General features: G+C 63.8%; 16 protein-coding genes. 5 read left to right on the top strand and 11 right to left on the bottom strand.

Annotated features, from left to right (window positions below; translation table 11 throughout):
• Nucleotides 1-135 precede the first annotated feature (135 nt).
• From coaA to hisB, 8 genes are all read right to left on the bottom strand, one after another.
• Entirely contained in the window at nucleotides 136-1,095 is a 960-nt protein-coding gene (coaA, locus tag EN851_RS25465; protein WP_127871187.1) for a type I pantothenate kinase, read from the bottom strand.
• 24 nt (nucleotides 1,096-1,119) lie between these two features.
• Nucleotides 1,120-1,443: a phosphoribosyl-ATP diphosphatase gene (locus tag EN851_RS25460; protein WP_127280828.1), complete on the bottom strand. Its 324-nt coding sequence runs from the start codon at nucleotides 1,441-1,443 to the stop codon at nucleotides 1,120-1,122.
• A 60-nt stretch (nucleotides 1,444-1,503) separates the two neighbouring features.
• Nucleotides 1,504-2,298 (bottom strand): imidazole glycerol phosphate synthase subunit HisF, encoded by a 795-nt coding sequence (gene hisF, locus EN851_RS25455; RefSeq protein ID WP_189521938.1) that lies wholly within the window; start codon nucleotides 2,296-2,298, stop codon nucleotides 1,504-1,506.
• On the bottom strand, nucleotides 2,295-3,131 hold the full coding sequence (locus EN851_RS25450; protein WP_135862737.1) for an arginase family protein: 837 nt from the start codon (nucleotides 3,129-3,131) through the stop codon (nucleotides 2,295-2,297). Before EN851_RS25450 ends, hisF begins: the two co-directional genes overlap by 4 nt.
• On the bottom strand, nucleotides 3,128-3,877 hold the full coding sequence (hisA, locus tag EN851_RS25445; protein WP_135921870.1) for a 1-(5-phosphoribosyl)-5-[(5-phosphoribosylamino)methylideneamino]imidazole-4-carboxamide isomerase: 750 nt from the start codon (nucleotides 3,875-3,877) through the stop codon (nucleotides 3,128-3,130). Before hisA ends, EN851_RS25450 begins: the two co-directional genes overlap by 4 nt.
• A 265-nt stretch (nucleotides 3,878-4,142) precedes the next feature.
• Nucleotides 4,143-4,793, bottom strand: coding sequence for an imidazole glycerol phosphate synthase subunit HisH (gene hisH, locus EN851_RS25435; protein WP_135921871.1), 651 nt, complete (start codon nucleotides 4,791-4,793; stop codon nucleotides 4,143-4,145).
• Nucleotide 4,794: 1 nt separating this feature from the next.
• On the bottom strand, nucleotides 4,795-5,271 hold the full coding sequence (locus EN851_RS25430) for a DUF2628 domain-containing protein (RefSeq protein ID WP_135883876.1): 477 nt from the start codon (nucleotides 5,269-5,271) through the stop codon (nucleotides 4,795-4,797).
• 4 nt (nucleotides 5,272-5,275) lie between these two features.
• Complete coding sequence (hisB, locus tag EN851_RS25425; RefSeq protein WP_135930232.1) at nucleotides 5,276-5,875, bottom strand: imidazoleglycerol-phosphate dehydratase HisB; 600 nt, start codon at nucleotides 5,873-5,875, stop codon at nucleotides 5,276-5,278.
• 232 nt (nucleotides 5,876-6,107) lie between these two features.
• Between hisB and hslV the strand changes: the two genes are divergently transcribed.
• The 5 genes from hslV (at nucleotide 6,108) to EN851_RS25400 (ending at nucleotide 10,221) form a co-directional block, all read left to right on the top strand.
• Nucleotides 6,108-6,659 (top strand): ATP-dependent protease subunit HslV, encoded by a 552-nt coding sequence (hslV, locus tag EN851_RS25420; RefSeq protein ID WP_127279611.1) that lies wholly within the window; start codon nucleotides 6,108-6,110, stop codon nucleotides 6,657-6,659.
• Complete coding sequence (locus tag EN851_RS25415) at nucleotides 6,649-7,167, top strand: GNAT family N-acetyltransferase (protein ID WP_135930231.1); 519 nt, start codon at nucleotides 6,649-6,651, stop codon at nucleotides 7,165-7,167. The genes hslV and EN851_RS25415 overlap by 11 nt, the downstream gene beginning before the upstream one ends.
• 7 nt (nucleotides 7,168-7,174) lie before the next feature.
• Nucleotides 7,175-7,774: a DUF2585 domain-containing protein gene (locus EN851_RS25410; RefSeq protein ID WP_127279609.1), complete on the top strand. Its 600-nt coding sequence runs from the start codon at nucleotides 7,175-7,177 to the stop codon at nucleotides 7,772-7,774.
• A 4-nt stretch (nucleotides 7,775-7,778) separates the two neighbouring features.
• Nucleotides 7,779-9,089, top strand: a complete 1,311-nt coding sequence (gene hslU / locus EN851_RS25405) for an ATP-dependent protease ATPase subunit HslU (protein ID WP_135883875.1) — start codon at nucleotides 7,779-7,781, stop codon at nucleotides 9,087-9,089.
• Nucleotides 9,090-9,261: 172 nt separating this feature from the next.
• Nucleotides 9,262-10,221 (top strand): DUF1402 family protein, encoded by a 960-nt coding sequence (locus EN851_RS25400; protein ID WP_135930230.1) that lies wholly within the window; start codon nucleotides 9,262-9,264, stop codon nucleotides 10,219-10,221.
• 174 nt (nucleotides 10,222-10,395) lie between these two features.
• Here EN851_RS25400 and EN851_RS25390 read toward each other — a convergent pair whose 3' ends face one another.
• From EN851_RS25390 to EN851_RS25380, 3 genes are read right to left on the bottom strand one after another with little or no spacing between them, the layout of a single operon-like run.
• Nucleotides 10,396-11,691 carry an FAD-dependent oxidoreductase gene (locus EN851_RS25390; protein ID WP_245520808.1) on the bottom strand — a complete coding sequence of 432 codons (1,296 nt, stop codon included), beginning with the start codon at nucleotides 11,689-11,691 and terminating at the stop codon, nucleotides 10,396-10,398.
• A 5-nt stretch (nucleotides 11,692-11,696) separates the two neighbouring features.
• Complete coding sequence (locus EN851_RS25385) at nucleotides 11,697-12,011, bottom strand: MocE family 2Fe-2S type ferredoxin (protein ID WP_127280380.1); 315 nt, start codon at nucleotides 12,009-12,011, stop codon at nucleotides 11,697-11,699.
• Between the two features lie 27 nt (nucleotides 12,012-12,038).
• Nucleotides 12,039-13,130, bottom strand: coding sequence for a fatty acid desaturase family protein (locus tag EN851_RS25380; RefSeq protein ID WP_135930229.1), 1,092 nt, complete (start codon nucleotides 13,128-13,130; stop codon nucleotides 12,039-12,041).
• Nucleotides 13,131-13,206: the final 76 nt, after the last annotated feature.

Genomic DNA, 13,206 nt, shown 5'->3' with positions numbered 1-13,206 from the left:
GAGCGGCGCATCCATGCCAACGGCCTTCACCACAACAGCTGATATGGCGGAGTTCTAGCAACCAATCGGTTAAGGGCGTTCTAATCGGACGCCAGTCGCATCGAAACGGTTCGAGCGGAACCGTTTTCTGAAAGCCTAGAGCTTGCGCAGCGCCACTTCCTCGACCAGGTGGTCGGCGCCCTTGCGCAGGATCAAGTCGGCGCGGGCGCGCGTCGGCAGGATGTTCTCGCGCAGGTTCTTCAGGTTGATGTTGGTCCACAGGCCCTCGGCGATTGCCTTGGCCGCATCCTCCGACAGCCGCGAATAGCGATGGAAGAAGGAGTCCGGGTTGCGGAAGGCGGTCTCGCGCAGCCGCATGAAGCGGGAAATATACCACTGGTGGATCAGCTTCTCATCGGCATCGATATAGATGGCGAAGTCGAAGAAGTCCGACAGGAAAGGCACGATCTTGCCGTCCTGCGGCAGCTTGCCCGGCTGCAGCACGTTGATGCCTTCGAAGATCAGGATGTCGGGCCGGTCGATGGTGACGAACTCGCCGGGGATGACGTCATAGGTGAGGTGCGAATAGACCGGCGCGCGGACGTCGGGCAACGCCGACTTGATGCCCGAGAGGAAACGCAGCAGCGCGCCGACATCGTAGCTGTCGGGAAACCCCTTGCGCTCCATCAGGCTTTCGCGGCGCAGCACCTCATTGGGCAGCAGGAAGCCGTCGGTGGTGATGAGGTCGACCTTGGGGCTCGACGGCCATCGCGCCAGCAATTCCTTCAGCACGCGCGCCGTGGTCGATTTGCCGACCGCGACCGAACCGGCGATGCCGATGATGAACGGCGTCTTGGCGACATCGACGGCATTGAAGAAGGCCTGGCGCTGCCTGAAAAGAAGCTGGCTCGCCTCGACATGCGCCGACAAAAGCCGCGACAGCGACAGATAGATGCGCTTGACCTCTTCGAGGTCGACCGGGTCGTTGAGCGACCGCAGGCGGCGGAACTCGTCCTCGCTCAGCGTCAGCGGGGTGTCGGCGCGGAATTGCGACCATTGCTCGGCCGAGAAAAAGCGAAACGGGGAATATTTCTCGGTTGGCGCGAGCTGATCCATCGAGATACCTGCCCTCCCTCGCGGTCAGCCCTTGGGCCGTGACGCCTTCTCGGCGATGCCCGAACGCCCGGTGCGGCCTTCGAGCTCCCTGAGCACGTCGTTCAGCGGAACGCCCGCTATGCCGAGAACGACGAGCCAATGATATATGAGATCGGCGCTTTCCGAAACGAGGCCCTGTTTGTCGCCCTTGACGGCGGCAATCACGGTCTCGACCGCCTCCTCGCCGAGCTTCTGCGCCGCCTTGTCCATGCCGCGCGAAAACAGCTTGGCCGTCCATGAGTCCGGATCGCCGGAATGGGCGCGGTCGCTGACGATTTTTTCCAGGTCGGAGAGCGAAAACTCGGCCATGTCAGTCTATCTTCTTGTTTAAGCCTGCTCTTTTCCGAAAGCCGGTTCAAGGAACATGCTCTAGGACCTGTTTCCCAGCGAGTCCAGCCGCATCGGCAGGCCGGCCGCGGCCATATGCGCCTTGGCTTGCGCGATGGTGTAGGTGCCGAAGTGGAAGATGGAGGCCGCCAGAACAGCCCCTGCATGGCCGTCACGAATGCCTTCGACCATATGATCCAGCGTGCCGACGCCACCCGATGCGATGACTGGCGCACGCACCGCGTCCGATACCGCCCGGGTCAGCGCGATGTCGTAGCCGGCCTTGGTGCCGTCGCGGTCCATCGAGGTCAACAGGATCTCGCCGGCGCCGCGATCGACCATTTTTCGCGCAAACTCGATGGCGTTGATGCCGGTCTTTTCGCGCCCGCCATGGGTGAAGATTTCCCAGCGGTCGGCTTCATTGGGCGCCGACACTTTCTTGGCGTCGATGGCGACGACGATGCACTGGTTGCCGAACTTGTCGGCGGCTTCGGCGACGAAATCCGGGTTCTTCACCGCGGCCGTGTTGATCGACACCTTGTCGGCGCCGGCCAGCAGCAATTTCCTGATGTCGGAGACCTGGCGCACGCCGCCGCCGACGGTCAGCGGCATGAAGCATTGTTCGGCGGTGCGGGCGATGACGTCGAAGATGGTCTCGCGATTGTCCGACGAAGCGGTGATGTCGAGAAAGCAGAGCTCGTCGGCGCCGGCGGCATCATAGGCCTTGGCTGCCTCCACCGGATCGCCGGCGTCGATGAGATCGACGAAATTGACGCCCTTGACGACACGGCCGTCCTTGACGTCGAGGCAAGGGATGACACGGGCTTTCAGCATCAGCGGCCCTCTATCGTGGCAAGCAGATCGTTGAGCAACTGGCCGACCAGCGGCGGCACCTCGGCCTGGGCATCGAAGGCCGGATCGTAAGCGGAAACGGTGATGCCGACGACCGGCACCGCAAGCGCCATGGCGCAGGCCGCGTGGCGCAGCTGCTCCGCGTTCGGTCCGCCTGATGTGACATAGCGGTTGGCCTGCAGCGCCTTGGGATCATGCACGTCGAGATCGAGATGCATGTGCACGCTGTTGGCGCCGGCGGCCTTCAATTGTTCCGTCGCTTGCGCCACGCCGGGGCATTCCGTCCGGATGACCGGCAATGTTTCGAGAAGTTTTTCCTCCGCCGGATCGAGATCGCGGGCGTTGACGAGCACGCAGCGCGCGGGATCGATCGGCCTGAAGCCGGGAATGGCCGATGCCATCGGGCGCCAGCACAGGCCGAGCACCGTCGACAGCGCCATGCCGTCGAGAAAACCGTATACGGACGTCTCGGGCGTGTTGAGGTCGCCATGCTGGTCGGCCCAGATGATGGCGTCGGCGCCTTCGCCGGCGACCGCGCCGGCACTGGTCAGGCAGTTTCCGGCCAGCACGATGGGAAACCGCCCCCTGTCGCGGGCGATGCGGACCTCGCCCGAGACGGCGTTGCAGACGGCGAAACCCGTGGCGATCTCGCGCTCCTGGTCGTCACCGACCCTGCCGATATCTTCGACCGTGACGTCATGGCCGGCAAGGGTCAAGGCGTCGACCAGCCCGCCCGAGATCAGCGCGTCGGGCCCCTGGCCCATGCCGCCATGATAGTGGCCGCTGTCATAGGAGGCCAGGATGAGCGAAACCTTCACGACCGCGTCTCCGTCGCCGGCCTGACCTGCAGGATCGCCAGCGCCTCTGCGGGATCGATGCGGCCGTCATAGAGCGCGCGGCCCGAGATGGCGCCTTCGAGTTTTTGCGCGTCGGGCATGGTCATGCGCACGATGTCGGCGATCGAAGCCAGTCCGCCGGAGGCGATGACCGGGATCGACACGGCGTCGGCGAGATCGATGGTGGCGTCCCAGTTGATGCCGGTCAGCACGCCGTCGCGGTCGATGTCGGTGTAGATGATGGCGGCCACGCCGGCGCCCTCGAATTTCCTGGCCAGTTCGATGACGCCGAGGCTCGACGCCTCGGCCCAGCCTTCGACGGCAACCTTGCCGGCCTTGGCATCGATGCCGACGGCGACCTTGCCCGGAAATGCCTTGCAGGCCTGCCTGACCAGATCTGGATCGCGCACCGCCACCGTGCCGAGGATGACGCGGGCCAGCCCACGGTCGAGCCAATCCTCGATCTGCTCCAGCGTGCGGATGCCGCCGCCGAGTTGCACAGGGTTCTTCGTCGCTTTCAGGATGGCGCCGACCGCGGCGCTGTTGACGCTCTGGCCCTGGAAAGCGCCGTTGAGGTCGACGACATGCAGCCACTCAAAACCCTGCTCTTCGAAGGCCTTGGCCTGCGCGGCCGGATCGTCATTGTAGATGGTCGCGGTCGCCATGTCGCCGTGCTTGAGACGCACGCATTGGCCGTCCTTGAGGTCGATGGCTGGAAACAGGATCATACGGCTTGGGGCTCCTGGAACGTTTGGGCGCCCGAATTGGCCGGTGGAGCGCTGCGATCCATCACAGGTCCGCGCTGCCCCTCATCGCCCTGCCGGGCACTTCTCCCCGTATAGAGACGGGGAGAAGGGGGCAGTTCCGGCCTCGTCGCCTCTTTCAGAATTGTCGAAAACATCGAAGACAGCGTTTTTCTCCCCGTCCTTATACGGGGAGAAATGTCCGGCAGGACAATGAGGGGCAGCGCCAACGGTCGGTGCGGATGGCTCATCAGGGCCTCCAGCGCAGGAAATTCGTGATCAGCGCCAGGCCCAGCGCCTGGCTCTTTTCAGGATGGAACTGCGTGCCGGCCAGATTTTCGCGGGCGACCGTGGCGGTCACCGGGCCGCCATAGTCGGCAACCGCAAGGACCTCGTCGGAGTTTTTCGCATCGAGATGGTAGGAGTGGACGAAATAGGCATGCAGCCCGTCTGGCCCGGTCGGAATGCCGGAAAACAGCGGGTGCCGACGCCTCAATTCGATCGTGTTCCAGCCGATCTGCGGAATCTTCAGCGCCGGATCGGCAGGCTGGATCTCCTTGACGTCGCCCGATATCCAGCCGAAGCCGTTGGTGATGGTCTTCTCGAGGCCGCGCTGCGACATCAGCTGCATGCCGACGCAAATGCCCAGGAAAGGCCGGCCCTTGGCGATGGCGACCTCCTCGACCGCCTCCCACATGCCCTCGACGGCGCGCAGGCCGGCCGCGCAATCGGCGTAAGCGCCGACGCCGGGCAGGACGATGCGGTCCGCGGTGCGCACACGGTCGGCATCGGCCGTCAGGTCGATCTCGGCCGCGATTCCGGCCTCACGCGCGGCGCGCTCGAAGGCCTTGGTGGCCGAGCGCAGGTTGCCCGAACCGTAATCGATGATCGCAACGCGCATCTCAGCGCCGTCCCGGAATGTGGGTCAGCCCCAGCGCCATGCCGGGCTGCGCCGGGCGCGCCAGAGCGGCATCCGGAACGATGCGCGGCGCGGGTGCCGCTTCATCCGAAAGACCTTCGACCTCAAGGGCATAGCGCATGTCGGCGTCCCCGAGCCGGCCGGCCTCGACGACGCCCCATTCATGCCAGCCGCGGCGGCGCATCGCCGCGATGCGCAATCCCTGGCCCTCCAGGCCGACATAGAGCGAGACGAGCAGCGACAGCAGCGAGCCGGCCACGCCGAGGCCAAGTTTCTGACCAAGCATCGAAAGCACGCCCATGATGACAAAGGCCAGCGCCGCTTCGACCCACAGCCGGTGCCAGGCAAGCCACAGCGGCGGCACCAGCAGGCCGAGCCAGGTGAAGCCGTCGCGGACCAATGTCGTCATGTCGACTTTCTCGCTGCGGCCAGGTGGCTCCATCACGACATAGGCGGTCATGAGGCTATCCCTTCAAAGAACCCTTGGTGGAGGGAACCGCGTCGGGCTGGCGCGGATCGCGCTCGAGCGCGGCGCGTAGCGCGCGCGCCACCGCCTTGAAGCAGGTCTCGGCGATATGATGGTTGTTGGCGCCATAGTGGTTGGTGACATGCAGCGTGATGCCGGCATTCTGCGCCAGCGCCTGGAAGAACTCACGCACCAGTTCGGTGTCGAAGGTGCCGATCTTGGGCGACGAGAACGAAACGTTCCAGACCAGGAAGGGGCGGCCCGAGACGTCGATCGCCGCACGCGTCAGCGTCTCGTCCATGGCAAGGTCGATCGAGGCATAGCGTATGATGCCGCGCCGCTCGCCCAACGCCTTGGTCAAGGCCTGGCCGAGCGCGATGCCGGTGTCCTCGACCGTGTGGTGGTCGTCTATGTGCAGGTCGCCCTTGGCCCTGACGGTCATGTCGATCAGCGAATGGCGGGAAAGCTGGTCCAGCATATGGTCGAAGAAGCCGACGCCGGTGGCGATGTCCGATTTGCCGGAGCCGTCGACATGGATCGACACCGAGATGTCGGTTTCCCTGGTCTTGCGGCTTGCATCGGCGGAACGGGGCGCCATCACTCTATCCTTGTGCCAGTGGTTCAGACCGCGACCGGTTCACGGGCCTCAAGCGCTCGCTGGCTTGAAAACGAGAGCCTTCTAGCAGCATGATCCGGCGATTGCCAGTTGCGATCCCGGCCGCTATCGAGCGGTTTGCAATCATTGGCCCCATGCATACATATGGCCGATCAAAGTCACTCGTACCGCGCCAAATCGCCTTTTAAAGGGATGGCGCTGCTCGGAGCAGGAAATGTCCAATGAATTGACCATGCATGCCACGACGATCGTGACCGTGCGCAAGGGCAACAAGGTGGTGATCGCCGGCGACGGCCAGGTCAGCCTTGGCCAGACCATCATGAAGGGCAATGCCCGCAAAGTGCGCCGCATCGGCAAGGGCGGCAATGTGATTGCCGGCTTTGCCGGTGCCACCGCCGATGCCTTCACGCTGCTGGAGCGGCTCGAAGCAAAGCTCGAACAGTATCCTGACCAACTCACCCGCGCGTGCGTCGAGCTCGCCAAGGACTGGCGCACCGACCGTTATCTGCGCCGGCTGGAGGCGATGATGCTGGTTGCCGACAAGTCGGTCTCGCTGGCACTGACGGGCAATGGTGACGTGCTGGAGCCCGAACATGGCGTCATGGCCATCGGTTCGGGCGGCAATTACGCTCTGGCCGCGGCGCGCGCGCTGATGGACACCGACAAGGATGCCGAGGAGATCGCCCGCAAGGCGATGCAGATCGCCTCCGACATCTGCGTCTACACCAACAACAATTTCGTCGTCGAAACGCTCGATGCCGCCTGAGAGGGTGGTGCCCTACGATTTTCGGCCGGTCACCAAAAAGGACCTGCCGATGATCGCCGGCTGGCTGGCCGAGCCGCATGTCGCCGAGTGGTGGGACGATCCGGAGACGGAAATCGCAGAGATTGCCGATCACATAGACAGCATTTCCGTCGAGCCGCTGATCGTGGAGCTCGACGGCAAGCCGATTGCTTATCTCCAAAGCTACGACCCGCATATGGAGGACGATCATCCCTATGCTGATCAGCCGTTCGGCACGCTCGGCATTGATCTCTCGATCGGCCGGCCGGAACTGGTCGGCATCGGCCATGGCTCGGCGATCGTGCGCCAGTTCGTCGAAGACCTGTTCGAGGAAGGCGTGCCGCGCGTCATCATCGACCCCGATCCCGCCAACATCAGGGCCATTCGCGCCTATGAAAAGGCGGGATTTCGGGCCATAGACCGCAGGCAATCGATCTATGGCGACGCCGTGCTGATGGCGATCGACGCCGAAGACGCGCAAGAGGGGTAATCCAGGCATGGCCACATCCAGCGAGGACAAGAGCCTTTCTGCTTACGAGGATAGCTGGCGGATGGGGCTGATTATCGTCGCCGGCCTGCTCGTCGCCCAGGCCGTCACGCTCTATCTCATGGGTCATCCGCCGATCTGCACCTGCGGTTATGTCAAGCTGTGGCATGGCGTGGTGAACAGTTCGGAGAATTCCCAGCACATTTCGGACTGGTACACCTTTTCCCACATCATCCACGGCTTCCTGTTCTATGCGCTGGCCCGGTTCCTGTTCCCGCGCTCGCCGATCGGCTTGCGGCTGGCATTCGCCGTCCTCATCGAGGGCGGCTGGGAAATCCTCGAAAACAGCCCGTTCATCATCGAGCGCTACCGCGCCGGCACCATCTCGCTCGATTATTACGGGGACAGCATCATCAATTCGGTGTCCGACACACTGGCCATGGTGCTGGGATTTGTGATGGCGCGAAGGCTACCTATATGGGTGATCGTCAGCCTCGCCGTCCTCTTCGAACTGGGTACCGGCTATCTCATCCGGGACAATCTGACGCTCAACGTGATCATGCTGCTGCATCCGTTCGAGGCCATCAAGCAGTGGCAAAGTGGAATTTAGTGATATGAGCACATTTTCTCCCCGCGAAATCGTTTCGGAACTCGACCGCTTCATCATCGGCCAGAAGGACGCCAAGCGCGCCGTGGCCATCGCCTTGCGCAACCGCTGGCGCCGCCAGCAGCTCGAAGGCCAGATGCGCGAAGAGGTGATGCCGAAGAATATCCTGATGATCGGCCCGACAGGCGTCGGCAAGACCGAGATCTCGCGCCGCCTGGCGCGGCTGGCCGGCGCGCCGTTCGTCAAGGTCGAGGCGACCAAATTCACCGAAGTCGGCTATGTCGGCCGTGACGTCGAGCAGATCATCCGCGATCTGGTCGAGATCGCCATCGGCCTGGTGCGCGAGAAGATGCGAGAGGACGTCAAGGCGCGCGCCCATGTCAACGCCGAGGAACGTGTGCTGGAAGCCTTGGTCGGCAAGACAGCGAGCCCGGCGACCCGCGACAGCTTCCGCAAGAAGCTGCGCGACGGCGAACTCGACGACAAGGAAATCGAGATCGAGGTGGCCGACACCGGCAATGGCGGCATGCCAGGCTTCGAGATTCCCGGCATGCCGGGCGCCAATATCGGCGTGCTCAACATCAACGACATGCTGTCGAAGGCGATGGGCGGCAAGAAGACCAAGCTGCGCAAGACCACGGTGAAGGAATCCTACGATCTGCTGGTCGCAGACGAGTCCGACAAGCTGCTCGACCAGGACGAGGTGGTGCGCCGGGCGCTGGACGCGGCGGAGAATGACGGCATCGTCTTCCTCGACGAGATCGACAAGATCGCGGCCAGGTCTGACATTTCGGGCGGCCCTTCGCGTGAAGGCGTGCAGCGTGATCTGCTGCCGCTGGTCGAAGGCACCACGGTGGCGACCAAATACGGGCCGTTGAAGACGGATCACATCCTGTTCATCGCGTCGGGCGCATTCCACGTCTCGAAGCCCTCCGACCTGCTGCCGGAATTGCAGGGACGCCTGCCGATCCGCGTCGAGCTGCGTGCGCTGGAGAAGGAGGACTTCGTCCGTATCCTGACCGAGACCGAGGCCAGCCTGATCAAGCAGTATATCGCGCTGATGAAGACCGAGGGCGTCGAGCTCACCTTCACCGACGACGCCATCGATTCGCTCGCCGGCGTCGCCGTCGACCTCAACGCCAGTATCGAGAATATCGGCGCGAGGCGGCTGCAGACGGTGATGGAGCGGGTGCTGGACGAGATCTCCTACGATGCGCCCGACCGCAACGGCACGGCCGTCACAATCGACGCTGCCTATGTCCAGAAGCATGTCGGCGACCTCTCCAGAAACACGGATCTGTCGCGGTTCATCCTTTGAACGGCAGCGCCGGACCGTTCCGGCGCGGGATCCGGTGACACCTTCCGGCAGGAGCCATGTGTGGCCAGATGGTACCATCTGGCCACCTTTCGTCTCGCCGGATGATGACGCGCTCTCGACTCAACCAAGAGCAATACCCTAGTTTGCGCGGCAATTCTCTAGGCGGCGGCGCATGAAAAAACTCATCCTGGTCATTCTCGGCTTGACGCTGGCGGCGACGCTGTTCGCCGCCGATGCGGCGACATTGGTGCCGGCGGGAAACCGCAATGCCGAGCAGCCGGACATTCCCGGCGCCTCAAGCCGACGCACGCAGGCGACCAACACCACCTTCCAGGCGAAGTACCGCAAGGTCTACGCGCTGCTGCAGAACGACGCTGATCTGCGCGCCAAGATCAAGAAGGCGGCAAGCGCCTATGGCATCGACCCCTTGCATATCGTTGGCGCCATCGTCGGCGAGCACACCTACAATGTCGACGCCTATGACCGGCTGCAGACCTACTACGTCAAGGCGATCTCCTATCTCTCGAGCAAGCTCTCCTTCGCCTATGACGGCGAGGACATCACCAATTTCGTGCAGCGACCGGAATTCAAGAAATGCGCCGCGATTTCGGACAGCTACGATCTGTGGGAATGCCGCGAACAGGTCTGGAACCGTTCGTTTCGCGGCAAGACAGTCGGCGGCGAGGATTTCCCCGACAACCGTTTCGGCGCCACCTTCTTCCAGCCCTACTATGCCGGCCAGACCTTCGGCCTCGGCCAGCTCAACCCGTTGACCGCCCTGCAGATGAGCGACCTCGTGCACAAGGTGTCCGGCTTGCCGAAGCTCGACGTCTCCGATCCCAACTCGGTCTACAAGACCATCATGGATCCGGACCTGACGCTGCCATATGTCGCGGCGACGATCAGGAAGTCGATCGACGCCTATAAGAGCATCGCCGGCTTCGACATTTCGGGCAATCCAGGACTGACCGCCACGCTCTACAATGTCGGCAATCCGGAGCAGCGCGCCTATGCGCTGAAGGCTGAAAACGGCAAGCGCCGCGCCGCCGGCGAGCCGGAGAAGCTGCCGGAAGAGAATTATTACGGCTGGCTGGTCAACGACAAGCTGCCGGAGCTCAGGGCGCTGTTCTAGCGGCTCCGGCGTGGTGGCATTAGCTCGTTGACGCCTGCGCCGCCCCTCATTGTCCTGCCGGACATTTCTCCCCGTATAGTGACGGGGAGAAAGATGCTGATATCAATGATTTCGCCAATTTTTAGCGGTGCATGATGAATTGCGGCGAGGGTGCCACAGCTCCCTTCTCCCGTTCTACGGGGAGAAGATGCCGGCAGGCAGACGAGGGGCGGCGCCGCCATCGGCGAGCCGATGTGACCGTTCAGGCGCCAGCAACGCCTTCAGCTTGACGTCAGGCGATCCCAGCGCCTCCACCGACGGCTTCGCTCGCTTGCCGATCAGCATTTCGGCGAGCCTTATGTCGCGGGCCACCGCATTGCCCGGGCCGATGCCGCTAGCCGCCACCAGCCTGCCTTCCTCGGCCAGATGAAACAGGATGAAGGCGCCGTCACTGAGATCGCGACGCACCGTGCTGCGGCCTTCGTCGGAAAGTCCGGCGATCTGCAGGGACAGGCCATATTGATCCGACCAGAACCACGGCACCGCCGCATGCGCCTCGCCGGCGCCAAGCATGTTCCTGGCCCCCAGCGCGCCCTGTTCCTGCGCATTGCGCCAGGCTTCCAGCCGCACGCGGCGGCCGCCATAGACGGCGAGCGGAAACGAGCAGCAATCGCCGGCGGCGAAGATGTCGGGATCGCTGCTGCGCAGCTCGGCGTCGACTGCGATGCCATTTTCGATGGCCAGGCCGGCTTCCGCCGCGAGCCCGGTGACGGGCACGGCGCCGATGCCGATGACGGCGAGGTCGGCTGATATCTCGCGCCCGCCGGCAAGCATCACTCGCACCTCCTTGCCGTCGTCGGCGATGGAGGCGATGCCTTGCCCGCAGACCACGTCGACACCCTCGGCGACATGCGCTTTGTGAATGATTTCGGCGATCTCGGCCGGAACGCCACGCATCAGGATGCGCGGCTGCGCCTCGATGACGGTGACCGAAGCGCCGAGCTTGCGCGCCGCCGCGGCAAGCTCGAGGCCGATGAAGCCGCCGCCGATGACGGCGATGCGGTTGCCGGCACGAAGATGGGCGCGAATGGCCAGCGCGTCGGCGAAGGTTCTGAGATAGACGCAGCGCCCGCCAAGGCCAGGCATCGGCAGCTTGCGCGGCGTCGAGCCGGTGGCGAGCAGCAGCTTGTCGTAGGGCAGCGCCGAGCCGTCGGACAGGCGCACCGTGTGCGCCGCGCGATCGATAGCCACGGCCTGGACGGAATGGATATGCCGGATCGATTTTTCGGCCAGCACCTCGTCGCTGGCGATCGCCTTGATTGCCGGCGCGTCGCTGGCCATCGCCTCCTTGGACAAAGGCGGCCTCTCATAGGGCAGATGCGGCTCGTCGCCGACCAGCGTCACCGGCCCGTCATAGCCGAGATCGCGCAAGGCGAGTGCGGCCCGACCGCCGCATTCCCCGGCTCCGATGATCACCATCCCGCGTGCCATGCCGGTCACCCGATCTGAACGAGGACTTTGCCGGCGTCGACCTTGACCGGATAGGTCTTGATGTTGACGCAGACCGGCGCGCCCCTGGCCGCGCCGGTCTTGTAGTTGAAGCGGCCATTGTGCTTGGGACATTCGATGATGTCATCCATCACCAGCCCGTCGGCGAGATGCACCTTCTCATGCGTGCAAAGTCCGTCGGTGGCGAAATACTCGTCGTCCGGGCTGCGATAGATGGCGAAGGTGCGCCCGCCATGATCGAAGCGCATCACGTCCTCTTCATCGATGTCACCGGCGGCGCACGCCTCGACCCAATCGCTCATTCAGTCCTCCCCTGGAGCCGTTCGATGTCATTCCGCCGCCGTGGCGACGGCGTCGTTGTGGAATTCCTCGCGGTATGGCCTGGCGGTCGGCGGCAGCTCGCGCTTGAGGAAATAATCCTCGTTGCGCAGCTGGCGGCGGAAGACCGGGATCATCTCGCGGTACCCGGCCAGGATCGATCGCGTCGGTGCCGGCAGATCGTGCTTGATCAGCGCATGCAGCCTGGGCAGCGCATGGTAGGGCACCATCGGGAACATGTGATGCTCGACGTGGTAGTTCATGTTCCAGTAGATGAAGCGGCTGATCGGGTTCATGTAGACGGTGCGGCTGTTCAGCCGGTGGTCGGTGACGTTGTCGGCAAGGCCGCCATGCTGCAGCAGGCCGACCATGACATGATGCCAGGCACCGTAGAGCCTGGGCAGGCCGACCAGCATCAAGGGCAGGAACGATCCGGTGTAGAGCGCCAGCGCGATGGTCGCGGCATAGATCGCCGTCCAGATGCGGGCAATGCGGATCGCCTTCTGCTGTTCCTGCTCGGGAATGAAGGTCTTCTCGGCCGCGCTGATGTTGCCGGCGGCATTGCGCAGCATGTCTGACATCGCGTGCCAGGCGTCGAGCACGCCGACAAAACCGAGGACGAGGCGCACCAGGTCCGGCGGCCGCATGACCGAAATCTCGGGGTCGCGGCCGACGATGATGGTGTCGGTGTGATGGCGCGTGTGGCTCCAGCGCCAGGTCACCGGATTGCGCATGATCATGAAGCAGGCGACCTGATAGATCGCATCATTCATCCACTGCGTGCGGAACGCCGTGCCGTGGCCGCATTCGTGCCAGCGTGAATCGGTGGATGAGCCGTAGAGCACACCATAGGCGAAGAAGAACGGTACGCACCACCAGCTGCCCCAGAACCAGGCGCCGCCGGCGCCGCTGATGGCGAGGGCGGCCAGCCAGATCACGGTGTCGCGGATCGCCGGGCCATCGGAGCGCTGCATCAGCTCCTTCATCTGCTTGCGGGGAATGTCGGTGTGATACCACTCGGCCGCCGACAGGCCGTTTTCGACGGCAAGTCGGGCGTTGCGGCCGATCAGGCTATAATCACGCCGGGACGGCGCTGCGGTCATGATTGCCTCCCAAGGCAGGGGCATTCGCCATGCGAATGCCGATCACCACTGGTTTCATGCTTAGAAATAACGCCGC

Origin of the sequence: Mesorhizobium sp. M8A.F.Ca.ET.208.01.1.1 (assembly GCF_004791315.1) — a bacterium.
GTDB lineage: Bacteria > Pseudomonadota > Alphaproteobacteria > Rhizobiales > Rhizobiaceae > Mesorhizobium.
Note: the sequence above shows the minus strand (reverse complement) of the source record. Positions and strands in the feature narration are given on the sequence as shown.

Bases quoted from the DNA above. Each gene is read 5' to 3' on its own strand.
- coaA (WP_127871187.1), bottom strand. From the start codon at position 1,095: ATGGATCAGCTCGCGCCAACCGAGAAATATTCCCCGTTTCGCTTTTTC.
- EN851_RS25380 (WP_135930229.1), bottom strand. From the start codon at position 13,130: ATGACCGCAGCGCCGTCCCGGCGTGATTATAGCCTGATCGGCCGCAAC.
- hisB (WP_135930232.1), bottom strand. From the start codon at position 5,875: ATGGCGCCCCGTTCCGCCGATGCAAGCCGCAAGACCAGGGAAACCGAC.
- hisA (WP_135921870.1), bottom strand. From the start codon at position 3,877: ATGATCCTGTTTCCAGCCATCGACCTCAAGGACGGCCAATGCGTGCGT.
- EN851_RS25385 (WP_127280380.1), bottom strand. From the start codon at position 12,011: ATGAGCGATTGGGTCGAGGCGTGCGCCGCCGGTGACATCGATGAAGAG.
- hslV (WP_127279611.1), top strand. From the start codon at position 6,108: ATGTCCAATGAATTGACCATGCATGCCACGACGATCGTGACCGTGCGC.
- EN851_RS25400 (WP_135930230.1), top strand. From the start codon at position 9,262: ATGAAAAAACTCATCCTGGTCATTCTCGGCTTGACGCTGGCGGCGACG.
- EN851_RS25410 (WP_127279609.1), top strand. From the start codon at position 7,175: ATGGCCACATCCAGCGAGGACAAGAGCCTTTCTGCTTACGAGGATAGC.
- EN851_RS25430 (WP_135883876.1), bottom strand. From the start codon at position 5,271: ATGACCGCCTATGTCGTGATGGAGCCACCTGGCCGCAGCGAGAAAGTC.
- EN851_RS25415 (WP_135930231.1), top strand. From the start codon at position 6,649: ATGCCGCCTGAGAGGGTGGTGCCCTACGATTTTCGGCCGGTCACCAAA.
- hisH (WP_135921871.1), bottom strand. From the start codon at position 4,793: ATGCGCGTTGCGATCATCGATTACGGTTCGGGCAACCTGCGCTCGGCC.
- EN851_RS25460 (WP_127280828.1), bottom strand. From the start codon at position 1,443: ATGGCCGAGTTTTCGCTCTCCGACCTGGAAAAAATCGTCAGCGACCGC.
- EN851_RS25390 (WP_245520808.1), bottom strand. From the start codon at position 11,691: ATGGCACGCGGGATGGTGATCATCGGAGCCGGGGAATGCGGCGGTCGG.
- hslU (WP_135883875.1), top strand. From the start codon at position 7,779: ATGAGCACATTTTCTCCCCGCGAAATCGTTTCGGAACTCGACCGCTTC.